Below are 23,428 nucleotides of genomic sequence, written 5' to 3'. Positions count from 1 at the left end.
ACGCCCCACGCCGGCCGACACCACCGACCCCACGGGGCCGGTCACGCCACGGGCAGCATCCACTCCGCGAAGAACGATGCCAGCTCGTCCGTCGCTTCCAGGGGCAGGACGGCCGCGACGTACTGGTCGGGGCGCACGACGACCAGCACACCGTCCCGCGACAGTCCGCGCGCGTCGAAGATGTCCACGTCGTTCCAGCGGTTCGGTGCTGCGGCGAACACCTTCTCCCAGTCGGTGAGGGCGAGGGCACCGGATCGGGGCCGGAAGATCGCGGGGGCCCGGGTGACGTCGATCTCCTCGAACCCCTCCTGATAGACCACCTTGGCGTCGAAGATCGCGTCGACGTCGCTCCCGTGCGGGGTGTAGCGGCGCACGGGCGAGTCCGGCGCCTCGGCCAGCCACCGCGCGAAGCCGGCGACGGCGGAGTCGGCCCGCGTGCCGGCGGCGTCGGCGAAGGCGTACAGGCGCCAGCGGCCGTCGGCCTTCGCGTGATGACCGAGGTGCACCACGTTGCCGTCCGCCGCGAGCGTCACGGGTGCGCTCTTGAACCGCTTGCCGACCGGGAAGCCCGTCGCGAGGTGCTGGTACGCGTCGCTCGCCACGACGCCCGCACCGACGGTGTAGGTCGTCATGAATCCGGACGGGAACTCGGCCGTCGCCAGGTAGTAGGTCGCGAGGTCGGTGGGGTCGGAGATCTCCTCCGGCTTCCTCGCCATCAACGACGACCACTCCTTGTCGAAGTCGATGAGCTGCTGCGCGACCGGACGCCGTTCGGCGCCGTACGTCGACAGCAGGGATGCCGGGCTCAGCCCGGTGAGCACCGAGCCGAGCTTCCAGCCGAGGTTGAACCCGTCCTGCATCGACACGTTCATGCCCTGTCCGGCCTTGGCGCTGTGGGTGTGGCAGGCATCCCCGGTGAGGAAGACCCGCGGGTCGCGGCCGCCGTCGAGCACGTCGTCGAAGCCGTCGGTGACCCGGTGGCCCACCTCGTACACGCTGTGCCAGGCCACGCTCTTCACATCGAGCGTGTACGGATGGAGGATCTCGCCTGCGCGCCGGATGATCTCCTCGATCGGCGTCTGGCGCACCCGGTGGTCGTCGTCCGCGGCGACCGCGCCGAGATCCACGTAGACGCGGCTGAGATAGCCGCCCTCGCGCGGGATGTGGAGGATGTTGCCCGCTTCGGCGTTGATCGCGCACTTGATGCGCCAGTCGGGGAAGTCGGTCTCGACCAGCACGTCCATGACGCCCCAGGCGTGCTGCGAGATGTCGCCGACGTGCACGCGCCCGATCGCCGCCCGCACGCCGCTGCGCGCCCCGTCGCATCCGACGACGTATCTGGCGCGCACGACCCGCTCGTCTCCCGCGTCCGGCCCGGCCACGACCCGCAGCCCCACCTCGACGGGATACTCCCCCGTGTCGTGGACGGTGAGCCCGGTGAACTCGATGCCGTAGTCGGGGACGATCCGCCCGGGCCCGTGGGCCGCCGCCTCGGCGAAGTAGTCGAGCACGCGCGCCTGGTTGACGATGAGGTGCGGGAACTCGCTGATGTCGTACGCGTAGTCGGCGGTGCGCGAACGGCGCACGATGGCGCGCGGGTTCTCGGGGTCGGGCCCCCAGAAGTTCATCCAGCCGATGTTGTAGGCCTCGGCGATGATGCGTTCGGCGAAGCCGAACGCCTGGAACGTCTCGACGCTGCGCGGCTGGATGCCGTCGGCCTGACCGAGCGGCAGGCGTCCGCTGCGCCGCTCCACGATGCGGGTGACGACATCGGGGTACTGCGACAGCTGCGCGGCCAGCAGCATCCCTGCCGGACCCGAGCCCACGATGAGCACGTCGATCTCGTCGGGCAGCGCGGCGGGACGGTCGAGGCCCGTGCCGGCGGCGGGGAGCACCCGCGGATCCTCCGAGACGTACCCGTGGTGATGGAACTGCATCGTCGTCGCCTTTCCGGCTCACGCCTTCGACATGCCGTAGAGGGGACTCACGGCTTGCTCCGCCTCGTGGTCGGGACCGAGCGGGATGCCGCTGCGGTCGCGCAGCAGCAGGGTCGCGACGAGGCCCAGCACCGTCATGCCGGCGAGGTACCAGGTCACGCCCGTGGTCGACCCCGTCGCCTGGACGATCGCCTGGGCGATCGTGGGTGCGAACGCCCCGCCGAGGATGGCCCCGATCGCGTAGGAGATGGAGACTCCCGAGAAGCGGATGGATGCCGGGAACAGCTCGGCGTACAGCGCGGCCTGCGGGCCGTAGGTGAACCCGAGGCCGACGGTGAGGATCACCAGACCGACGGTCAGCGTCACGATCGATCCCGTGTCGACGAGCGGGAACAGGAGGAACACGCCGATCAGCTGCAGCACCCAGCCGATCAGGTAGGTGGTGCGGCGCCCGATGCGGTCGGAGATCCAGCCGGACAGGAACGTGAACAGCAGCCAGGTGATCGCCGACAGGGTGACGGCGCCCAGCACGTCGGCCGTCGCGAGGCCGATCGGCCCCTTGGGGTCGGTGGCGTAGCGCTGGATGTAGCCGCCGGTGGTCATGTAGCCGACGGCGTTGTTGCCGGCGAAGACGAGCGCGGCGACGATCACGAGGAGCGCGTGACGACGGAACAGCTGCACGATCGGCATCCGGGTCTCCTCCTTGCGTTCGGCGAGCTCGGTGAACACGGGGCTCTCCTCGACCCGGCGGCGCACGTAGGAGCCGATGACGATCAGGACGAACGACAGCAGGAACGGCACCCGCCACCCCCACTGCAGGAAGGCTTCCCCCGGCGCGATGAGCGCCATCAGGGCGAGCATGCCCGACGCGAGGAGCAGTCCGAGGGGAACGCCCATCTGCGGCGAGGCGCCGAAGACCCCGCGGCGCGTCTTGGGCGCGTGCTCGACGGCCATGAGCACCGCGCCGCCCCACTCGCCGCCGGCCGAGATGCCCTGGAGGATGCGCAGGAGGACGAGGAGGATCGGCGCGGCCATGCCGATCGCGGCATACGTGGGCAGCAACCCCACGAGCGTCGTCGCGATGCCCATCAGGACGAGCGTCACCATGAGGACGAGGCGGCGGCCGTACTTGTCGCCGAAGTGGCCGGCGAGGAAGGCTCCGAAGGGCCGGAACAGGAAGCTGATGCCCACCGTGATGAACGAGAGCACCTGGGCGAAGCCCTCGCCGGCGGGCGCGAAGAACAGCTGGCCGAAGACGAGGCCGGCCGCCGAGGCGTAGATGAAGAAGTCGTACCACTCGACCGTCGTGCCCACGATGGTGGCGAACACCACCCGGCGGCGATCGGTGTGGGCGGCGATCGTGCCGGTCGGGGTGAACCCGCCGGCCTGGCTCGGGGATGCGCTCATCGGTGTGTGACTCCCGTGTCGTGTGACGTCTCTGTCGTGCGGAGAAGCGATGCTTGCTCCGGTGCGAACGATCATATACGATTTCGGATACGACGCAAGGGCGAGGGAGCTCATGACCATCGACCACCCCACGGTGACTGACAACGACACGGCGGATGCCGTCGACACCCGTTTCGCCGCGCTGCCGAGCCGGCCGGGGAAGATCGTCGCCGTCCACCTCAGCTACGAGTCGCGGGCCGCCCAGCGCGGCCGCCGACCCGCCGCCCCCTCCTACTTCTTCAAGGCGTCCAGCTCCGTCGCCGCCTCGGGCGGTGTCGTGGAACGGCCCGCCGGCACCGAGCTGCTGGCGTTCGAGGGCGAGATCGCACTCGTCATCGGCACCGCCGCCCGACGGGTCGGCGTGGACGACGCCTGGCGGCACGTCGGCTGGGTCACCGCGGCCAACGACCTCGGCCTCTACGACCTGCGCGCCAACGACAAGGGCTCCAACGTCCGCTCCAAGGGCGGCGACGGGTTCACGCCCATCGGGCCGACGCTGCTGCCCGCCGCCGACCTCGACCCCACCGCCCTCCGCGTGCGCACCTGGGTGGACGGCCGGCTGCGGCAGGAGGGCACCACCGACGACCTCCTCTTCCCGCTCGCGCAGCTCGTCGCCGACCTCTCGCAGCACTTCACGCTGGAGTCCGGCGACATCATCCTGACGGGCACACCGGCCGGCTCCTCCGTCGTCGTCCCCGGCGAGGTCGTCGAGGTCGAAGTCGACGTGCCGGCGACCGGCGCGAGCACCGGACGCCTGATCACCACGGTGGTCGACGGTCCTGACATCCCGTTCGACGAGACGCTCGGATCGCTGCCGGCCGTCGACGATCTGCAGCGCGAGGAGGCCTGGGGCTCGCGGGAGGCCGCCGGCCTGGCGGGTGACGGCGTGTCGGCTCAGGGTTCCGCCGGGCCGGAGGGCCGCGTCGGAGGGCCGCTGAGCCCGCAGCTGCGCGACAAACTCCTGCGCACCCCGGTGGCCGCACTGTCGCAGCAGCTGCGCAAGCGCGGACTCGACAACGTCACGATCGACGGCGTGCGCCCCCTGCACCCCGCGAGCAAGCTCGTCGGCACCGCGAAGACGCTGCGGTTCGTCCCGGGCCGCGAAGACCTCTTCGCCAGCCACGGCGGCGGCTACAACGCGCAGAAGCGCGCCTTCGACACCGTCGCGGACGGCGAGGTCATCGTGATCGAGGCCCGCGGCGAGGCGGGGTCGGGAACGCTCGGCGACGTCCTCGCCATCCGCGCCCACGCCCGCGGCGCCGCCGGCATCGTCACGGACGGCGGCGTGCGCGACATCGCCGCCGTGGCGGACGTGGGCATCCCGGTCTACACCGTCGGCGGGCACCCGGCCGTGCTCGGCCGCAAGCACGTGCCCTGGGACGTGAACGTCACGATCGCCTGCGGCGGCACGACCGTGCAGCCCGGCGACATCCTCGTCGGCGATGCCGACGGCGTCATCGTCATCCCTCCGGCACGGGCTCAGGAGATCGCGGACGCGGCACTCCTCCAGGAGGAGGAGGACGCGTGGATCGCCGCCCGGGTCGCCGAAGGCCATCCCGTGGAGGGCCTGTTCCCGATGAACGCGCACTGGCGCGCCATCTACGAGGAGTCGCGATGACCACGGTCGCCACCGGCAGCAAGTCGGAGATCGCCTACGACTGGATCCGCGAGCGCATCCACCGCCACGAGTACGGGCCCGGCTACCGGCTGGTGCTCGGCGCCATCGCCGCGGAGCTGGAGATGAGCGTGGTGCCGGTGCGCGAGGCGATCCGCCGCCTCGAGGCGGAACATCTGGTCACGTTCGAGAAGAACGTCGGCGCGCGGGTGTCGGTGGTCGACGAGGAGGCCTACGTCCACACGATGCAGACGCTGAGCCTCGTCGAGGGCTACGCGACGCGCCTCGCCGCGCCGTTCGTGACGGCGGACGACCTCGCCGCGGCATCCGAGATCAACGCACGCATGCACCGGCTGCTCGACGACTTCGACGCGCACACGTACACCCAGCTCAACCAGCGCTTCCACGCCGTGCTGTTCGACCGCTGCCCCAACCCGCACATCCTCGACCTCGTCGATCGCGGCTGGTCGCGCCTGGCGGGTCTTCGCGACACCTCCTTCGCGCTCATCCCGGGGCGCCCGCGCCACTCCGTGGAGGAGCACGATCGCATCCTCGACCTCATCCGCGGCCAGGCCGACCCGGACGAGCTGGAGATGTTCACCCGCACCCACCGCCTGCGCACGCTCGACGCGTTCCTGCAGGCCCGACACGACACCCCCGGGCGTTGACCCGCCATCGATCGGAGAGACCATGACCGACACGACGACTCCGGCCCTGGACACGCGGCATGTACCCGCCGACCTGCCCGACCGCATCCGCCACTACATCGACGGACGCTTCGTGGATGCGGTCGACGGCGACACGTTCGAGGTGCTCGAGCCGGTCAGCAACGAGGTCTACGTGCGGGCCGCGGCCGGCAAGAAGGCCGACATCGACCTCGCCGTCGCCGCGGCGCGACGCGCCTTCACCGAGGGGCCCTGGCCGCGGATGCTGCCGCGCGAGCGCTCCCGCATCCTGCACCGCATCGCGGACATCGTCGAGTCGCGCGACGCCCGTCTCGCCGAGCTCGAATCCTTCGACTCGGGCCTTCCCATCACCCAGGCCCTCGGTCAGGCACGGCGAGCCGCGGAGAACTTCCGCTTCTTCGCGGACCTCATCGTCGCCCAGTCCGACGACACCTTCAAGGTGCCGGGCCGGCAGATCAACTACGTCAACCGCAAGCCGATCGGCGTGGCGGGGCTGATCACGCCCTGGAACACCCCGTTCATGCTCGAGTCGTGGAAGCTCGGCCCCGCCCTGGCGACCGGCAACACCGTCGTGCTCAAGCCCGCGGAGTTCACGCCGCTGTCGGCATCCCTCTGGGCGGGGATCTTCGAGGAGGCGGGCCTGCCGCAGGGCGTCTTCAACCTCGTCAACGGCCTCGGCGAAGACGCGGGCGATGCCCTCGTGAAGCACCCCGACGTGCCCCTCATCTCCTTCACGGGCGAGAGCCGCACGGGCCAGATCATCTTCGGCAACGCGGCGCCGTTCCTGAAGGGCCTGTCGATGGAGCTCGGTGGCAAGAGCCCGGCGATCGTCTTCGCCGACGCCGACCTGGATGCCGCGATCGACGCGACCATCTTCGGCGTGTTCTCCCTCAACGGCGAGCGCTGCACGGCCGGCAGCCGCATCCTCGTCCAGCGGGGCGTCTACGACGAGTTCGTGGAGCGCTACGCGGCGCAGGCGTCGCGCGTGAAGGTCGGCTACCCGCACGACCCGGCGACCGAGGTCGGCGCGCTCGTGCACCCCGAGCACTTCGCGAAGGTGATGGGCTACGTCGAGATCGGCAAGACCGAGGGGCGCCTGGTCGCCGGAGGCGGACGGCCCGAGGGCTTCGCGTTCGGCAACTTCGTCGCCCCGACGGTGTTCGCCGACGTCGCCCCCGACGCCCGCATCTTCCAGGAGGAGATCTTCGGTCCGGTCGTCGCGATCACGCCGTTCGACACCGACGAGGAGGCCCTCGCGCTCGCCAACGACACGCGCTACGGGCTCGCCGCCTACGTCTGGACCAACGACCTCAGACGCGCGCACAACTTCGCCCAGGCGGTGGAGGCCGGCATGGTCTGGCTCAACTCGAACAACGTCCGCGACCTGCGCACCCCGTTCGGCGGGGTGAAGGCGTCGGGCCTCGGCCACGAGGGCGGCTACCGCTCCATCGACTTCTACACCGACCAGCAGGCCGTGCACATCACGCTCGGCGCGGTCCACAACCCGACATTCGGCAAGAACTGACCCACCCCTCATCACGCAAGGACGCTGACATGACCGACCGCTCGACCATGACGAAGACCTCGTCCGGGTTCTTCGTCTCGCCCGAGGCGCCCATCGCCTCGGACAACCCCGTCGCCACCCCGACGTCGCCGGCCCCCGACATCCTGCGCTGCGCCTACATGGAGCTCGTCGTCACCGATCTGGCGCGCTCCCGCGAGTTCTACGTGGACGTCCTGGGGCTGACGGTCACCGAGGAGGACGAGGACACCGTCTACCTGCGCTCGCTCGAGGAGTTCATCCACCACAACCTCGTCCTGCGCCGGGGGCCGATCGCCGCCGTGGCCGCGTTCAGCTACCGGGTGCGCTCCGCGGACGACCTCGACCGCGCCGTCGCCTTCTACACCGAGCTCGGCTGCGACGTGCGCCGCAACCCGGAGGGCTTCACGAAGGGCATCGGCGACGCCGTCCGGGTCGTCGACCCCCTCGGCTTCCCGTACGAGTTCTTCTACGAGACGGAGCACGTCGAGCGGCTCGCCTGGCGGTACGACCTGTACACACCGGGAGCGCTCGTGCGCCTCGACCACTTCAACCAGGTGACGCCCGACGTCCCCCGGGCGGTGCGCCACTACCAGGACCTCGGCTTCCGCGTGACGGAGGACATCCAGGACGAGGAGGGAACGGTCTACGCCGCCTGGATGCGCCGCAAGCCCACCGTGCACGACACGGCGACGACCGGCGGCGACGGCCCGCGGATGCACCACGTCGCGTTCTCGACCCACGAGAAGCACAACATCCTCGCGATCTGCGACAAGCTCGGCGCCCTCCGCCGCAGCGACATGATCGAGCGCGGGCCGGGCCGCCACGGCGTCAGCAACGCGTTCTACCTGTACCTGCGCGACCCCGACGGCCACCGCGTCGAGATCTACACGCAGGACTACTACACCGGCGACCCGGACAACCCCGTCGTCACGTGGGACGTGCACGACAACCAGCGCCGCGACTGGTGGGGCACCCCGGTCGTGCCGTCCTGGTACACCGATGCGTCGCTCGTGCTCGACCTGGACGGCAACCCGCAGCCCGTCGTCACCCGCACCGACGCCTCGGAGATGGCCGTGACGATCGGCGCCGACGGCTTCAGCTACACCCGCGGCGACGACGAGTCGTCACTGCCGGAATGGAAGCAGGGCGAGTACAAGCTGGGCCACCAGCTCTGATCATGGATGCCGAGACCATCGCCGGCCTCGCCGAGGAGCTGGCCGAAGCCGACCGCACCCACACCGTCATCCCCCGGATCACGGCGCGACACCCCGAGGCGACGATCGACGACTCCTACGCGATCCAGGGCGTCTGGCGCGACCGCATGATCGCGGCCGGACGCACTCTCGTGGGCCGCAAGATCGGACTCACCTCGAAGGCGATGCAGCAGGCCACCGGCATCACCGAGCCCGACTACGGCGTCATGTTCGACGACACCGTCTACCCGACGGGAGCGGCCATCCCGGTGGACCACTTCTCGAACGTGCGCATCGAGGTCGAGCTGGCCTTCGTGCTGAAAACCCCGCTCGCGGGGCCGGGCTGCACGCTCGAGGACGCGCTCGCGGCGATCGACTACGCGGTGCCCGCGCTGGAGGTGCTCAATTCGCACATCGAGCTGGAGGGCCGCACGATCGTCGACACGATCAGCGACAACGCCGCGTACGGCGCGATGGTGCTCGGCGACGTCCATCGCCGGCCCGACGAGATCGACCTGCGCTGGGTGCCCGGCGTGCTCAGCCGCAACGGCGAGATCGAGGAGACGGGTGTCGCCGCCGGCGTCCTCGGCCATCCCGCGGCGGGCGTGGCGTGGCTCGCCGACAAGTTCGCGCAGCACGGTGCCAGACTCGAGGCGGGCGAGATCATCCTCGCCGGGTCGTTCACGCGGCCCATGTGGGTCCGACGCGGCGACGAGGTGCGCTGCGACTTCGGCGAGATGGGGGTCATCGAGTGTCGTTTCGTCTGAGCCCGACCTTCCGCGACCGGCTGGCCGCGGCATCCCGCCCCCTCGCCGGAGGCTGGGTGTGCTCCGGCTCCGCGCTCGTCGCCGAGATCATGGCGGGCTCGGGCCTGGACTGGCTGCTCATCGACATGGAGCACGGGCCGAACACCCTCGCCTCCGTGCGGGAGCAGCTGCAGGCCGTCGAGGGGTCGCCCGCGACGGCGGTGGTGCGCCTGCCGATCGGCGACGTCGTGACCATCAAGCAGGTGCTCGACCTGGGCGCGCAGAACATCCTCGTGCCGATGGTGTCGTCGGCCGCCGAGGCACGCGCCGTCGTGGAGGCCACCCGCTATCCCCCGCGCGGCCGGCGGGGCGTCGGCTCCGCGCTCGCGCGTTCCGCCCGCTGGAACCGCGTCGAGGACTACCTCCCGAACGCCGACGCGTACGTCTCGGTGTTCGTGCAGGTCGAGACGGCCGAGGGCGTCGACGCGGCCGCCGAGATCGCCGCGGTCGACGGCATCGACGGGGTCTTCGTGGGGCCGAGCGACCTGGCCGCCTCGATGGGGCTGCTCGGTCAGCAGACCCATCCCGACGTCACGGCCGCCGTGATCCGCGCCTTCGAGGCGGTGCGGTCGACGGGCACACCCGTGGGCGTCAATGCGTTCGACCCGCGCGTGGCCCAGTCGTATCTGGATGCCGGGGCCGTCTTCGTCCTCGTCGGCGCCGACGTGGCGCTGCTCGCGCGGGGGTCGGAGGCGCTCGCGGCGCGGTGGGTGCCCGCGGCGGACGACACGGTACGCGGCTCGTACTGAGCCGCCCCCGCCCCACCCCCGGTCGTTGAGCGAGCGCAGCGAGTCGAAACGCCCCCACCCCACCCCGGTCGTTGAGCGAGCGCAGCGAGTCGAAACGCCCCCGCCCCCGCACCCCCGGTCGTTGAGCGAGCGCAGCGAGTCGAAACGCCCCCACCCCACCCCGGTCGTTGAGCGAGCGCAGCGAGTCGAAACGCCCCGCCCCCGCACCCCCGGTCGTTGAGCGAGCGCAGCGAGTCGAAACGCCCCGCCCGCGGCGATGTCAACCCCCGCGCACCCGCCCCCGGCGCGTGCGAGGCTGGGCCCATGCAGAGGACCGTCACCGCACACATCGAGCTGAGCGTCACCGAGCCCGCCGACCTCGTGTTCGCGGTCGCCGTGTCCGCGGCGTACGCCCCGGCATCCGAGGCGCTGAGCGTCAGCGTCGACGGCGCCCCCGTGCCGGTGCGGGAGCTCGCCGACGCGCACGGCGGACGCCTGCACCGCGTGCACGCCCCGACCGGAACGCTCCGGCTCGACTACGGGGCGACGATCGACGGCACGGCCGCGCCGCTGACCGCCGACGAGACCGAGCTGCTGGTCTACGGCCGCCCCAGCCGCTACGCCGAGTCCGACGCGCTCGCGCCCACCGCGGGGGCGGAGTTCGCCGGCATCGACGACGCCGCCGCGCTGCTGCTCGCGGTGTCGTCGTGGGTGGGCACGGAGCTGTCGTACGTGAGCGGATCGAGCCTGCCCACCGACGGCGCCACCCGCACGCTGCTCGCCCGCCAGGGCGTGTGCCGCGACTACAGCCACCTGTGCGTCGCCCTGCTGCGCGCCCGCGGCATCCCCGCACGGCTCGTCGCGGTCTACGCACCCGGTCTGGACCCCATGGACTTCCACGCGGTCACGGAGGCCTGGATCGACGGGGCGTGGCGCATCGTCGACGCCACCACCCTGGCGCCGCGAGACACGCTCGTGCGCATCGCGACGGGGCGGGATGCCGCCGACACGGCGTTCCTCAACGTGTTGAGCGGCCGCGCCGACCTCGTCGACGTGCGGGTCACGGCCACCGCCGACGTCCTGCCCGGCGACGACCTCGACCGTCTCGTCCGTCTGCAGTGACCCCCGAGTCAACCAGTTGACACATCACCATGTCAACTGGTTGACTCGTAGCATGGCCGACCGCATCACCGTCACCCTCCACGAGCTCGTGGGCGAGCTCGACCTGTTCGCGGACGCCTGGCTGCGCGAGCGGCACGGGGTGAGCTTCAACCTCTTCGAGGTGCTCGCCACCCTCGCCGAGCGCGCCCCCATCGACATCACGGGCCTCGCCCACTGCCTGCGGGTGACGAAGGCCGCCGTCAGCAAGCGCGTGCCCGCACTCGTCGCCGACGGCTGGATCACGGCCACGCCCGGCGACGGCCGGCGCGTCGTGCTCGCCCTCACCGCCCGTGGGGCGGAGCTGGTGCGCGTCGCGGGCGGAGAGCTCGAAGCGGCGTTCACCGAGATGCTCGCCGACCCCCGTCTCGACCCCGCGCACTCCCCCACCGGCATCGAGCCCGCCGGCCTCAACGCCCACCTCAGCATCCTCACCGAGATCGTCATCGCGAAAGGTCGCACCACATGAACCGCCGTCTGCTCGTCATCGTCGGCACTCCCCTGCCCGACACCCTCACCCACGCCCTCGCCGGCTCCTACGTCGACGCGGCGCGCGCCGCGGGCGCCGAGGTCCGCGTCATCGACCTCGCACACGATCCCATCCCCGACCACCCGCGCTCGCGCGACCAGCTGCGCGCCCCGCGCGCCGACCGCCCCGACGACCTGCCGCTGGACGCGGACGTCGCCCGTTACCTCGACGACGTGTTCTGGGCCGATCACCTCGTGATCTTCCACCCGCAGTGGTGGGGAACGACCCCCGCGGCACTGAAGGCCTTCATCGACCGCGTCTTCCTCTCCGGCGCGACCTTCCGCTATCGCGAGCGCTCGGCGCTGTCCGAGCGCCTCCTCGCGGGGAGGACCGCGCGCATCGTCATGACGATGGACTCGCCGCGCTTCTGGAACCGGCTGGTGTACCGCGGGGCCGCGGAGGCCTCCCTCACGCGCGCGACGCTCGGGTACTGCGGCGTGCGCACCGTCGGCATCTCCCGCTTCACCCCCGTCCGCTTCAGCGACGACACGGCACGGCGCGGCTGGATCGACCGTGTCGCCGACCACGGGCGGACCGACGCCGCGTCGCGCCGGCGGGCACCGCGCGCGGCGACCGCGGGCGCCGCTGCGGCGGATACCGAACTCGCCAACTCGTCGCAGACGTGACACGCTGACGGGATGAAGGCCTGGATCGTCCGGTTCGCGTCGCTGTACGTGTTCAACCTCGTCGTGCTGCTGCTGATCGGCCTGCTGACCCCCGCGCGCGTCGGCGTCGCCGCGATCTGGGCCTCGGTCGTGCTCTCCCTCGCCGAGATCGTCGTCAAGCCGATCGCCGAGAAGGGGTTCCGTTCGGCGGCCGCACGGTCGGCCTCCGAGCGCACCCGCGCGGGCGAGGCCCTCGTCCAGGGCGCGATCGTGCTGGCGGTCGCGGCCATCGTCTGGGTCATCACGCTCCTGCTGACCCGGGTCAACGCCGGCGGAAGCTGGTTCTGGGCCGCCGTGCTGCCGCCGATCATCATCGCGATCGGCTGGCTGGTGTACGCGAAGATCGACGAGAGGATCGAGGCGCGCGCCGGCCGGTACTACGACCGCGCCGCCGAGCGCCTCGGTCGCAAAGAGTGAAGACCTCGTAACAAAGCGTCGCCCGACGCCGCCCCCGCACGCGGGTCCGGCGAAGATGGAGGTCGCGGCATCCGCGCACAGCATCCCGCGTGCCGCCCATCCCACCCGGAGGTCTCCATGACGCGTCCCATCCTGCGCACCGCCCTCGCCGCCACCGCGGCGGCCCTCGCCCTCGCCCTCGCCGGCTGCGCCGGCGGCACGGGCGGCACCGCTTCGGGCTCGGCGGACGCGGATGCCGGCTACATCACGCCCGGCAAGCTCACCGTCGCCACGGGCGAGACGGCGTACGAGCCCTACGTGTACGACGACGACCCCGCCTCGGGCAAGGGCTTCGAAGCCGCCGTCGCCTACGCCGTGGCGGAGCAGCTCGGCTTCGCCAAGGAGGACGTCGTGTGGGTGCGCACCTCTTTCGAGTCGGCCATCGCCCCGGGGCCGAAGAACTTCGACATCAACATCCAGCAGTACACGATCACCGACGAGCGCAAGCAGGCGGTCGACTTCTCCACGCCGTACTACGAGGCCAGCCAGTCGGTCGTGGCGCTCAAGGGCGGGAAGGCGCAGGGGATCACCGACATCGCGGGCCTCAAGGCGCTCGCGATCGGCGCGATGACCGGCTCGACGAGCGCCGCCACCCTCGAGAAGGCGATCGCCCCGGCCACGGCGCCCTCGCTCTACAACTCCAACGAGGATGCGGTGGCCGCCCTCAAGGCGGGGCAGATCGACGCGATCGTCCTGGACACCCCCACGGCCTACGTCGCCGTCAACGCGCCCTACATCGAGAACTCGTTCGTCGTGGGCGAGCTGCCCGCCGCCGGCATCCCCGACCAGTGGGGACTGCTGCTGGCCAAGGACTCGCCGCTCACCGCGAAGGTGAGCGCGGCCGTCGACACGCTGCGCGAGAACGGCACCCTCGACGAGCTGAAGAAGACGTGGCTGTCGGTGCTGACCGAGGGCGTGCCCCAGCTGCAGTGACCGGCTCGGGTAACGTCGCTCTGTGACCAGTCACTCGACCACCCGCGCGCCGAGCGCGCTCGAGCTCGAGCGGCGCGCCTTCCGGCGCGGCCGCGAGCGCCGGTCGGTGCTCGTCGCGGTCGCCTCGAGCCTCGTGTTCGCCGCGATCGTCTGGGCCACCGTCATCGACACGCCCGGCTGGGCGAGCGTGCAGCGGGCGTTCTTCGATCCGCAGATCGCCCTGCAGTCGTTGCCCAAGATCTGGGACGGGTTCCTCATCAACCTGCAGGTGCTCGGCATTTCGCTCGTCACGGTGTCGGCGGTGGCGCTGGTCATCGCCGTGCTGCGCACCGTCCGCGGCCCGGTGTTCTTCCCGCTGCGCGTGCTGGCCGCCGGGTACACCGACCTGTTCCGCGGGCTGCCGTTCATCATCGTGCTCTACCTCATCGGCTTCGGCGTGCCGACGATCATGAACACACGGATCCCGGTGGTCGTGCTCGGCGTCGTCGCGGTCACGCTCACCTACTCGTCGTACGTCGCCGAGGTGCTGCGCGCCGGCATCGAGGCCGTCCACCCCTCGCAGCGCCTCGCGGCGCGGGCACTCGGGCTCGGCTACGTGCAGACCCTCCGCCGTGTCGTGCTCCCCCAGGCGGTGCGCAAGGTCACCCCGGCGCTGATGAACGACTTCATCTCCATGCAGAAGGACGTGGGCCTCATCTCCATCCTCGGGGCGATCGACGCCATCGCCGCCGCCCGGTCGGCGGCATCGCTGAGCTACAACTTCACGCCGTACGTCGTCGCCGGCATCCTGTTCATCCTGCTGGCGATCCCGACCATCCGCCTCACGGACTGGTACACGGCGCGGCTGCGCGAACGCGAGCAGCAGGGATCGATCCTGTGACCGGGCCCGCCGACGGCCCCGGCGCGCCCGTGCTGCGCGCCGACGACCTGTGGAAGTCGTTCGGCGACCGCGACGTGCTGCGCGGCGTCTCGGTGTCGCTCTCGGCGCACGAGGTGGTCGCCCTCATCGGCGCATCGGGGTCGGGAAAGTCCACGCTGCTGCGCTGCCTGGGCCTGCTCGAGCCCATCGACGACGGACGCATCTGGCTGGGCGCGCAGGACATCTCCGACCCGCGCGTCGACGGCAACCGCGTGCGGGCGCGACTGGGCGCCGTGTTCCAGAGCTACAACCTCTTCCCGCACCTGTCCGTGCTCGACAACGTGACCCTCGCGTCGCGCGTCGTGCACCGGCTGCCGCGGGCGCAGGCCGAGGACCGCGCGCGCGACCTGCTCGCCCGCGTCGGCCTCGCCGACTTCGCGAAGGCCCACCCCGACCGCCTCTCCGGCGGCCAGCAGCAGCGCGCCGCCATCGTGCGCGCCATCGCGACCGATCCCGAGGTGCTCCTGCTCGACGAGATCACCTCGGCTCTCGATCCGGAGCTCGTCGGCGAGGTGCTCGAGCTCGTGCGCGCCCTCGCCGCGGAGGGGACGACGATCCTCATGGCGACCCACGAGATGGCCTTCGCCCGCGACGTCGCCGACCGGGTGGTCTTCCTCGACGACGGCGTCATCGTGGAGGAGGGCGCCGCGGCATCCGTCTTCGCCGCCCCGCAGCACCCGCGCACCCGGGCGTTCCTCTCCCGCTTCTCCGGCTGAGCGGCGGGCGATCCCCCTCGGCCGCGTCAGCGGCGCCTCAGCGGGATGCCGCGGCGGCCCGGGCGGCGCGGATCAGCTGCGTCGAGTGGTCGAGGTGGGCGCGGACGGCCGCGCCGCCGCCCCGGCGGATCTCGTCGACGTACGCGCGGTGCTCGGCGGCCAGCGCGCCGGGACCGTAGTGCGGACGCACGTGCGTGAGCAGGAGGAGCACCTCGGACTCGAGCGCGGCGTGGGTCTGCACGATCCGCGGGCTTCCCGACGCCGCGACGACGGCCCGATGCACGGCGGCGTGGGCGCGGATCGTCGCGGGCCAGTCGGCGCGCGCCTCGGCATCCGCGAGCTCGTCGATGGCCGCGTCGATCGGCGCACGCACCTCCGCCGGCCATCGGGCGCCGTGGGCGGCGGAGATCATCCGCACCGCCTCGGACTCCAGGGCGGCCCGCAGCTGCTGCAGCCCGACGAGCTCGTCGTCGTCGAGCGCCGAGACCCGTGCCCCCGCGTAGGGGACGATCTGCACGAGCCGCTCCGCGCCGAGGGTCGCCAGCGCCGCCCGCACGGTGTGACGCGACACGTCGTGGGCGCGGGCGATCTCCTCTTCGCGCAGCGGCGATCCGGGGGCCGCCGCACCCGAGAGGATCTCCGCGCGCAGGGCGTCGGCCAGCCGTGAGTCGGCGGTCGGACGCGACACCGGCTCACGCCGCCGCGGAGACACGCGACCCCCGTTCGCGCACGGGAACGGCGACGATCGCCAGGCCCACGGCGATGACGGCGAGCCCGGCGATCGACGCCGGTGCCAGCTGCTCGTGGAGCACGAGGAGCCCCAGCACCGTCGCACCGAGCGGCTCGGCGAGGGTCAGGGTCGACACCGTGGCCGGGCTGAGCCGGCGAAGGCCCGCGCCGAACAGCAGGTAGGCGACGGTGACCGTGACCACGCCGAGCCAGAGCGCCAGGGCGATCCCGGCGGTGGTCGCGAGCCACGCGGTCGCCGTCGACAGCAGCACGGGCAGGCTGAGCACGGCGGCCGAGCCGAAGACGGCGCCCATTGCGGCCGGCGCCGTCCAGCCGCGATCGAGCAGCAGCTTGCTCGCGATCGCGTACAGCGCGTAGGAGGCCCCCGCCCCCACGGAGGCCGCGACCCCGACGGGCGTGATCGCGGCGATGCCCGCCGCTCCACCCGAGAACACCCCCGAGACCAGCACGAGACCGAGCACGGCGACGGTCGTGGCGATCAGCCAGCGGATGCCGGGGCGTCGACGACGCACGAGCGCGTCCAGCACGCCGGTGACGACGGGCGCCGATCCCAAGGCCACGACCGTACCGACGGCGACGCCGTTGAGCCCGGTGCCGGTGAAGAACGTGGGCTGGTAGGCCAGCACGCCGGACGCGCCCACGAGCACGATGACGATGCTCGGCATCCGCCTCCCCGTGCCGGACGGGGCGAGAGCGGCGGGCGGCGCGTCGGCGCGGAACCGCCGGCGCCGGGCGAGGGCGATCAGGCCGAGCAGCCCGCCGCCGATGAGCACGCGCGCCGCGCCGATCGAGACGGCGTCGGCATCCACGTCGGCGAGGGCGCGGGCGGTGCCGGTCGTCGCGAAGCAGAGCGCGGCCACGAGGACGGCGACGACCGAGAGCGAGCGGGACATGGGGCATATTGTTACACAATCTTGCGCCTGGTGGAGCGCGGGGAAGCCGACCGGGCGCGGCGCACGCTCACCGCCGACGCATAGGCACGCGACCTACGCTGGCCGCACGCCTCCCCTCGATGCCCTTCTCACCACTTGGCGCGCCGACCCCGTGACGATCGCGGTGCTGGTCGGCGCGGCGCTGCTCTACGCCCTCGGGATGCGCCGGGCGGCGCGGCGCGGCGTCGCCTGGCCCGCCCACCGTGCCGTGCTCTTCTTCACGCTCGGCCTGGGCTCGTACGCCGTCATCGAGCTCGGCTTCCTCGGCACGTGGTCGGCCGAGCTCCGCTGGGCGTTCGTCGCGCGCATCGCGCTGCTGCTGATGGCCGTACCGGGGCTCGTCTCGCTGGGCCGGCCGCTCGATCTGCTGCGCGCCGGGCTCTCCGCCGACGGACGCCGACGCCTGGATGCGATCCTCGACGGCCGCGTGTTCCGCGTGCTCGGCAACGCGATGTTCGCGACGCTGTTCGTCGCGGTCGTGTTCTGCGTCTTCCTCACCCCGCTCGCCGGCATCCTGCGCACCTCGCCGGTGATCGGCGAGGCGATCGGCGTCGTCGCCCTCGTCATCGGGCTGCTGCTGGTGGTGCCGCTCATGGCGCTCACCGGCATCCACACCAGCACCTTCCTGGCGGTCGAGTTCCTCCTGGCCTTCGTCGAGCTCGTGATCGACTCGATCCCCGGCATCCTGCTGCGCCTCAACGACACCGTCGTCGACGGCGTCGCGGCCGCCACCGGCGCGGGCTGGTGGCCGAACCCGCTGCACGACCAGCATCTCGCCGGCGACCTCCTGTGGTTCATCGCCGAGGTCGCCGACGTGCCGATCCTCATCATCCTGCTCGTGCGCTGGGGGCGCCGCGACCGCGTCGAGGCGGCCGGCTTCGACGCCCTCACCGACGAGGAGCACGACGCGCTCGTGCAGGCGCACCTGCGCGGAGACCGCACGGCCGACGCCTGACCGTCGCGCCGGGCGTTGCGGCCGGAGCCCGCTCGCTCAGGCCGAGACGGCGCGCTCCGCGGCCTCGACGACGTTCGTCATGAGCAGCGCCACGGTCATCGGACCCACCCCGCCGGGGTTCGGCGAGAGCCAGCCCGCGACGTCCTCGACGCCCGGGGCGATGTCGCCGTAGACCTTCGCCTTGCCGGTCTCGGGGTCGCTCTCGCGGGTGACGCCGACGTCGAGCACGGCGGCACCGGGCTTCACGTCCTCCGGGCGCACGAGGTGCTTGACCCCCGCGGCGCCGACGATCACGTCGGCCTGTCGCAGGTAGGAGGGCAGGTCGCGGGTTCCCGTGTGGGTGAGCGTGACCGTCGCGTTGACCGCGCGCCGCGTGAGCAGCAGCCCGATCGAGCGGCCGATGGTGACGCCACGGCCGACGACCACGACGTGCGTGCCGGCGAGGGCGAACCCGTTGCGCTCCAGCAGCTCGATCACCGCGCGCGGCGTGCACGGCAGCGGCGAGGTGATCTCGTCGTTGACGTTGAGCACGAGCTTGCCGAGGTTGGTCGGGTGCAGGCCGTCGGCATCCTTCGCGGGATCGATCCGCTCGAGGATGCGATCGGTGTCGAGGTGTCGCGGCAGCGGGAGCTGGACGATGTAGCCGTGGCAGGTCGAATCGGCGTTGAGGCGGTCGATCTCGGCTTCGACCTCCTCCTGCGTGGCCTCGGCGGGCAGCTCGACCTGGATCGAGTTCATGCCGATCGCCTCGGACTCGCGGTGCTTCATCCCGACGTAGAGCTGGGATGCCGGGTCGGCGCCGACGAGCACCGTCGCGATGCCGGGGGTCACGCCCAGCGCCTTCAGCTTCGCGACCCGCTCGGCCAGCTCCGCCTTGATCGCCGCGGCGGTCGCCCGCCCGTCGAGTTTCTGTGCCGTCATGTTCTCTCCTCAGAAATCGTCCCGCGAGAAACCACTCCCGCACCGAGACACACGTCGGCAGACGGTGTCTCGGTGCGAAGGTGGTGTCTCGCGGACAGGGGATGCCGGAATGGCGAGCCGTTACTGGGCGAGGCCGGGGTACAGCGGGAACGCGGCGGTCAGCGCGGCCACGCGGGTACGCAGGGCCTCGACGTCGGCGTCCGGAAGCAGCGCGAGCGCGATGACGTCGGCGACCTCGGTGAACTCGGCGTCGCCGAAGCCGCGGGTCGCGAGCGCCGGGGTGCCGATGCGCAGACCCGACGTCACCATCGGCGGACGCGGGTCGTTGGGCACCGCGTTGCGGTTGACGGTGATGTGGATCTCGTGCAGCAGATCTTCGGCCTGCTTGCCGTCGATCGCGGCGTCGCGGAGGTCGACGAGCACCAGGTGCACGTCGGTGCCGCCGGAGCGCACCGAGATCCCGGCATCCTTCACGTCCTGCTGCGACAGGCGCTCGGCGAGGATCGCCGCACCGCGCACGACGCGCTCCTGGCGCTCCTTGAACTCCGGGGTCGCGGCGAGCTTGAACGCGGTCGCCTTCGCGGCGATGACGTGCATGAGCGGGCCGCCCTGCTGGCCCGGGAAGACGGCCGAGTTGATCTTCTTCGCCAGGTCGGCGTCGTTGGTGAGGATGAAGCCCGAGCGGGGGCCGCCGATCGTCTTGTGCACCGTCGAGCTCACGACGTGCGCGTGCGGCACCGGCGACGGGTGCAGACCCGCGGCGACGAGACCGGCGAAGTGCGCCATGTCGACCCACAGCAGCGCGCCCACCTTGTCGGCGATGGCGCGGAAGCGGGCGAAGTCGAGCTGGCGCGGGTAGGCCGACCAGCCGGCGATGATGACCTTCGGCTGGTGCTCGACGGCGAGGCGCTCGACCTCGTCCATGTCGATCGTCGAGGTCTCGGGGTCGACGCCGTAGGCGACGATGTTGTAGAGCCGGCCGGAGAAGTTGATCTTCATGCCGTGCGTCAGGTGGCCGCCGTGGTCGAGCGAGAGGCCCAGCAGGGTGTCGCCGGGGCGCGCGATCGCGTGCAGCACGGCCGCGTTGGCGGAGGCGCCCGAGTGCGGCTGGACGTTCGCGAACTCGGCGCCGAACAGGGCCTTGGCGCGCTGGATGGCGAGCTCCTCGGCGACGTCGACCTCCTCGCAGCCGCCGTAGTAGCGACGGCCGGGGTAACCCTCGGCGTACTTGTTCGTCAGCACCGAGCCCTGCGACTGCAGCACGGAGACGGGGACGAAGTTCTCCGAGGCGATCATCTCGAGGTAGCCGCGCTGACGCTCGAGCTCACGCTCGAGGACCTGCGCGATCTCGGGGTCGACCTCGGCGAGCGGGGCGTTGAAGTAGGGATCGGTCATGACGGTCTCCTGCCATTCGTCGGGTGGATGCCGGTGTGCGCTGTGCGCACGCCGCTGTATCAAACGAAGGCCGGCCCAGGCGTGCGGTCGATTGCCGTGATCGTCGCTCCCCGATGGTGACCCACCTCAACGCCAGTCGCGACAGTGCGAGCATATCGGATGCGGCGACCCGGGCACACGGCTAAGCTGGCCCCGCCGGATTTGTTAGGGCTCCTTACAGAGCACATCGCCCCTGGTCTCGGTCCCGACACCCGCGCAGAATGGAGAGACCGTGTCGCAGCCCGCCCTCGTCCCCGCCCCCGCGCGGCTCGTCGTCGCCGACAGCGCCCCCTTCCTGCTCACGAGCGACGTCGAGATCCTCGCCGAGACGGAGGCCGCCGCGCCCGCCGCCGCGTTGCGCCGGCTGATCGAGGTGCGCACCGGCATCCGGCTGACCTCCACGGCGGCCGCCGGCGTCGCGTCGGGTCGCAGCATCCGCCTGGCGCTCGGCCACGACGGGCCCGCCGAGTCGTACCGGCTGCACAGCGGCGAGAGCGCCGTCGAGGTGGTCGGCGCCGACGCCGCGGGCCTCTTCTACGGCGTGCAGACGCTCGTGCAGGCGATCTCGGTCGGGCCCGCGGGTGCGCATGTCGCGGCGATGGAGATCGACGACGCCCCCCGTTTCGCCTATCGCGGGGTGATGCTCGACGTCGCCCGCCACTTCCTCGACGTCGAGACCGTGTGCGGATACATCGACCGGGCGGCGGGTCTGAAGTTCAACGCGCTGCACCTGCACCTGACCGACGACCAGGGCTGGCGGCTGCAGCTGGAGTCCCGACCGCTGCTCACCCAGAAGGCGGCGACGACAGCGGTCGGCGGTGACGCCGGAGGCTTCTACACGCACGACGACTACCGCGCCATCGTCGCGTACGCCGCCGCCCGTCACATGATCGTGGTGCCGGAGATCGACGGCCCGAGCCACACGCACGCGGTCTCGCTCGCCTACCCCGAGCTGTGCGAGGAGCCGGTGCTGAGCGCCGAACTGGAGGAGCTCGCGCAGGCGGACGCCAGCGCACTGCCCGTCAGCGGCACCCCGTACGAGGGCATCGGGGTGGGGTTCTCGTCGCTGCGCATCCGCGACGAGCGGACCTACGCCTTCCTCGCCGACGTCCTCACCGAGCTGGCGGCCCTCACGCCCGGGCCCTATCTGCACATCGGCGGCGACGAGGCGCTCGGGACGGATGCCGAGGACTACGCCCACTACATCGAGCGCACCTCGCGCCTCGTGCTCGACGCCGGCAAGACCCCCATCGCCTGGCACGAGGCGGGGGCCTCCCCCACCCTCGCCGCGGGCACGATCGGGCAGTACTGGGGTTTCGTGTCTCCCACCGACGGCATGGACGAGAAGACCCGCGGGTTCGTCCGTCGCGGCGGACAGGTGATCCTCTCCCCCGCCGACGCGATCTACCTCGACATGAAGTTCGACCCCGACTCGCCGCTCGGACTCACCTGGGCGCACGGTGTGACCACCGTCCGTCGCGCCTACGACTGGGACCCCGCCCGCGTCGTCGACGGCATCGGCGACGACGACATCCTCGGCGTCGAAGCGCCGCTGTGGGGCGAGACCGCCCGCACGGCCGACGACATGGACGCCCTCGCCTTCCCGCGCATCGCCGCCGCCGCGGAGGCGGCGTGGTCGCCCGCCCTCGGGGCGACGCCCCTGCGATCCTGGGAGTCGTTCCGCACCCGCGTCGGCGGACTCGGTCCCCTGTGGGCGGCGCTCGGCATCCGCTTCACCACCTCGCCCGAGATCGACTGGATGCCCGTCGCGGCCGCCCCGGCCCGCGATGCCGGCCGCGGCGAAGGACCGCTCAGCGAGGCGGCCGACGGGGGGACGGCATGACGACGGTGATCCGCGCCGTCCGGCTCGTCGACGGGGGCGCCGCCACCGACGACGCCTGGATCGCGTTCGCCGACGGACGCGTCCGCGACCGCGGCACGGGCGACGGGTGGCGCGCGGTGGCGGCGGACCGTGTCATCGACGGCGCGGGCGGCGTGCTCACGCCCGGTTTCATCGACATCCACGGACACGGCGGCGGCGGCGCGTCGTTCGACGACGGCGCCGAGGCGATCGCCACGGCCCGCGCGCTGCACCGCGCCCACGGCACGACCCGCGCCGTGGTGTCACTCGTCACGGCATCCCTCGACGACCTCGCCGCACGGGTCGCCGTCGTCGCCGGGCTCGCCGCGGCCGACGCGACGATCCTCGGCTCGCACCTCGAGGGGCCGTTCCTCGACGTCGGCCACAAGGGCGCCCACACCCCGGGCCTGCTGCGTCCGCCGGATGCCGCGGGCGTCGCACGCCTCATCGATGCCGGGCGCGGCACCGTGCGGCAGGTGACGCTCGCCCCCGAGCTTCCCGGCGGGCTCGCCGCCGTGTCGCAGTTCGCCGCGGCGGGTGTCGCGGTCGCCGTCGGGCACACGAACGCGACGGAGGACGAGGCGTTCGCCGCCTTCGACGCGGGCGCGACGATCCTGACGCACGCGTTCAACGCCATGCCCGGCATCCACCACCGCGAGCCCGGACCCGTCGTCGCAGCCCTCCGCGACGAGCGCGTCACGCTGGAGATCATCGCGGACGGGGTGCACGTGCATCCGGATGTCGTGGCGCTCGCGTTCACGCAGGCGCCCGGTCGCATCGCCCTCATCACCGATGCGATGGCCGCCGCCGGCGCCGCCGACGGCCACTACACGCTGGGCGGACTCGCCGTCACGGTGACCGACGGCACCGCGCGTCTCGACGTCGGCGGTGCGATCGCGGGATCGACCCTCACCCAGGACGCCGCCCTGCGCCTCGCGGTGCGCGCGGGTGTCCGGCTCGCCACCGCGGTCGGCGCGCTCACGCACGTCCCGGCGCGGGCCGTCGGCGTCGCGGACCGATTCGGTTCGCTCGCCGTGGGCCGCGCCGCCGACGCCGTGCTGCTCGATGAGCGGCTGACGGTGCGGTCGGTGTGGGTCGACGGCATCCCCGTCTGACCCCGCCGGCGCCCCACCCGAACCGGCACCGTCGACGAAGCTCTCGACGAGAAGCGGGGCGGACGGCGCCCCCACGCCGTCCGCCCCGCTCTACCCCCTCCACCGGTACCGCGCAGGTCCTCCCCCGAGA

General features: G+C 72.1%; 22 protein-coding genes and 1 riboswitch. Of the genes, 16 read left to right on the top strand and 6 right to left on the bottom strand.

Annotation, left to right across the window (positions count from 1 at the left end):
* Window positions 1–41: 41 nt before the first annotated feature.
* Both KY498_RS14900 and KY498_RS14895 read right to left on the bottom strand, forming a co-directional pair.
* Window positions 42–1,937 carry an FAD-dependent monooxygenase gene (locus KY498_RS14900; RefSeq protein ID WP_191008988.1) on the bottom strand — a complete coding sequence of 632 codons (1,896 nt, stop codon included), beginning with the start codon at window positions 1,935–1,937 and terminating at the stop codon, window positions 42–44.
* Window positions 1,938–1,955: 18 nt separating this feature from the next.
* Window positions 1,956–3,344, bottom strand: a complete 1,389-nt coding sequence (locus KY498_RS14895; RefSeq protein ID WP_060960420.1) for an MFS transporter — start codon at window positions 3,342–3,344, stop codon at window positions 1,956–1,958.
* A gap of 112 nt (window positions 3,345–3,456) precedes the next feature.
* Here KY498_RS14895 and KY498_RS14890 point away from each other — a divergent pair, with 112 nt between their 5' ends.
* The 13 genes from KY498_RS14890 to KY498_RS14830 all read left to right on the top strand — a co-directional run bounded on the left by KY498_RS14890 (window position 3,457) and on the right by KY498_RS14830 (window position 15,330).
* Window positions 3,457–5,001 (top strand): fumarylacetoacetate hydrolase family protein, encoded by a 1,545-nt coding sequence (locus KY498_RS14890; RefSeq protein ID WP_191008989.1) that lies wholly within the window; start codon window positions 3,457–3,459, stop codon window positions 4,999–5,001.
* A complete protein-coding gene (locus tag KY498_RS14885) occupies window positions 4,998–5,666 on the top strand; it encodes a GntR family transcriptional regulator (RefSeq protein WP_191008990.1) in 669 nt (222 codons plus the stop codon). Before KY498_RS14890 ends, KY498_RS14885 begins: the two co-directional genes overlap by 4 nt.
* Window positions 5,667–5,688: 22 nt before the next feature.
* A complete protein-coding gene (gene hpaE / locus KY498_RS14880; protein WP_060960417.1) occupies window positions 5,689–7,209 on the top strand; it encodes a 5-carboxymethyl-2-hydroxymuconate semialdehyde dehydrogenase in 1,521 nt (506 codons plus the stop codon).
* Between the two features lie 29 nt (window positions 7,210–7,238).
* Window positions 7,239–8,402: a 3,4-dihydroxyphenylacetate 2,3-dioxygenase gene (gene hpaD, locus KY498_RS14875; RefSeq protein WP_191008991.1), complete on the top strand. Its 1,164-nt coding sequence runs from the start codon at window positions 7,239–7,241 to the stop codon at window positions 8,400–8,402.
* A gap of 2 nt (window positions 8,403–8,404) precedes the next feature.
* Window positions 8,405–9,187 (top strand): 2-keto-4-pentenoate hydratase, encoded by a 783-nt coding sequence (locus KY498_RS14870; RefSeq protein ID WP_375140944.1) that lies wholly within the window; start codon window positions 8,405–8,407, stop codon window positions 9,185–9,187.
* Complete coding sequence (locus KY498_RS14865; protein ID WP_191008992.1) at window positions 9,172–9,975, top strand: HpcH/HpaI aldolase/citrate lyase family protein; 804 nt, start codon at window positions 9,172–9,174, stop codon at window positions 9,973–9,975. Before KY498_RS14870 ends, KY498_RS14865 begins: the two co-directional genes overlap by 16 nt.
* Window positions 9,976–10,278: 303 nt before the next feature.
* Window positions 10,279–11,076, top strand: a complete 798-nt coding sequence (locus tag KY498_RS14860) for a transglutaminase family protein (protein WP_061781833.1) — start codon at window positions 10,279–10,281, stop codon at window positions 11,074–11,076.
* A gap of 52 nt (window positions 11,077–11,128) precedes the next feature.
* Window positions 11,129–11,581: a MarR family winged helix-turn-helix transcriptional regulator gene (locus KY498_RS14855; RefSeq protein ID WP_191008993.1), complete on the top strand. Its 453-nt coding sequence runs from the start codon at window positions 11,129–11,131 to the stop codon at window positions 11,579–11,581.
* Window positions 11,578–12,267 carry an NAD(P)H-dependent oxidoreductase gene (locus KY498_RS14850; protein ID WP_191008994.1) on the top strand — a complete coding sequence of 230 codons (690 nt, stop codon included), beginning with the start codon at window positions 11,578–11,580 and terminating at the stop codon, window positions 12,265–12,267. The genes KY498_RS14855 and KY498_RS14850 overlap by 4 nt, the downstream gene beginning before the upstream one ends.
* 12 nt (window positions 12,268–12,279) lie before the next feature.
* Window positions 12,280–12,723, top strand: a complete 444-nt coding sequence (locus tag KY498_RS14845) for a hypothetical protein (RefSeq protein ID WP_191008995.1) — start codon at window positions 12,280–12,282, stop codon at window positions 12,721–12,723.
* Window positions 12,724–12,840: 117 nt separating this feature from the next.
* Window positions 12,841–13,695, top strand: a complete 855-nt coding sequence (locus tag KY498_RS14840; RefSeq protein WP_191008996.1) for a transporter substrate-binding domain-containing protein — start codon at window positions 12,841–12,843, stop codon at window positions 13,693–13,695.
* Window positions 13,696–13,717: 22 nt separating this feature from the next.
* Window positions 13,718–14,575 (top strand): amino acid ABC transporter permease, encoded by an 858-nt coding sequence (locus KY498_RS14835; protein ID WP_101306785.1) that lies wholly within the window; start codon window positions 13,718–13,720, stop codon window positions 14,573–14,575.
* Complete coding sequence (locus KY498_RS14830; protein ID WP_191008997.1) at window positions 14,572–15,330, top strand: amino acid ABC transporter ATP-binding protein; 759 nt, start codon at window positions 14,572–14,574, stop codon at window positions 15,328–15,330. The genes KY498_RS14835 and KY498_RS14830 overlap by 4 nt, the downstream gene beginning before the upstream one ends.
* Window positions 15,331–15,367: 37 nt before the next feature.
* Here the strand turns inward: KY498_RS14830 and KY498_RS14825 are convergent, their stop codons facing one another.
* On the bottom strand, window positions 15,368–16,018 hold the full coding sequence (locus KY498_RS14825; RefSeq protein WP_223848977.1) for a GntR family transcriptional regulator: 651 nt from the start codon (window positions 16,016–16,018) through the stop codon (window positions 15,368–15,370).
* A 4-nt stretch (window positions 16,019–16,022) separates the two neighbouring features.
* Window positions 16,023–16,973 carry an EamA family transporter gene (locus KY498_RS14820; RefSeq protein WP_191008999.1) on the bottom strand — a complete coding sequence of 317 codons (951 nt, stop codon included), beginning with the start codon at window positions 16,971–16,973 and terminating at the stop codon, window positions 16,023–16,025.
* Window positions 16,974–17,124: 151 nt separating this feature from the next.
* Between KY498_RS14820 and KY498_RS14815 the strand changes: the two genes are divergently transcribed.
* Window positions 17,125–17,967, top strand: coding sequence for a cytochrome c oxidase assembly protein (locus KY498_RS14815; protein WP_223848978.1), 843 nt, complete (start codon window positions 17,125–17,127; stop codon window positions 17,965–17,967).
* 36 nt (window positions 17,968–18,003) lie between these two features.
* Here the strand turns inward: KY498_RS14815 and KY498_RS14810 are convergent, their stop codons facing one another.
* Window positions 18,004–18,888 carry a bifunctional methylenetetrahydrofolate dehydrogenase/methenyltetrahydrofolate cyclohydrolase gene (locus KY498_RS14810; protein ID WP_219879419.1) on the bottom strand — a complete coding sequence of 295 codons (885 nt, stop codon included), beginning with the start codon at window positions 18,886–18,888 and terminating at the stop codon, window positions 18,004–18,006.
* Between the two features lie 120 nt (window positions 18,889–19,008).
* Window positions 19,009–20,283, bottom strand: a complete 1,275-nt coding sequence (gene glyA, locus KY498_RS14805) for a serine hydroxymethyltransferase (RefSeq protein WP_061781839.1) — start codon at window positions 20,281–20,283, stop codon at window positions 19,009–19,011.
* A 66-nt stretch (window positions 20,284–20,349) separates the two neighbouring features.
* A riboswitch (ZMP/ZTP riboswitch) is annotated at window positions 20,350–20,433 on the bottom strand.
* Between the two features lie 121 nt (window positions 20,434–20,554).
* On the opposite strand from glyA, the gene KY498_RS14800 reads away from it, so the two are divergent.
* Window positions 20,555–22,165, top strand: a complete 1,611-nt coding sequence (locus KY498_RS14800) for a family 20 glycosylhydrolase (protein ID WP_191009001.1) — start codon at window positions 20,555–20,557, stop codon at window positions 22,163–22,165.
* Entirely contained in the window at window positions 22,162–23,298 is a 1,137-nt protein-coding gene (gene nagA / locus KY498_RS14795; protein ID WP_191009002.1) for an N-acetylglucosamine-6-phosphate deacetylase, read from the top strand. Before KY498_RS14800 ends, nagA begins: the two co-directional genes overlap by 4 nt.
* Window positions 23,299–23,428 lie beyond the last annotated feature (130 nt).

The organism is Microbacterium sp. PAMC21962, from assembly GCF_019443465.1.
Taxonomy (GTDB): domain Bacteria; phylum Actinomycetota; class Actinomycetes; order Actinomycetales; family Microbacteriaceae; genus Microbacterium; species Microbacterium hominis.
This window is presented reverse-complemented; position numbering and strand designations above follow the sequence as displayed.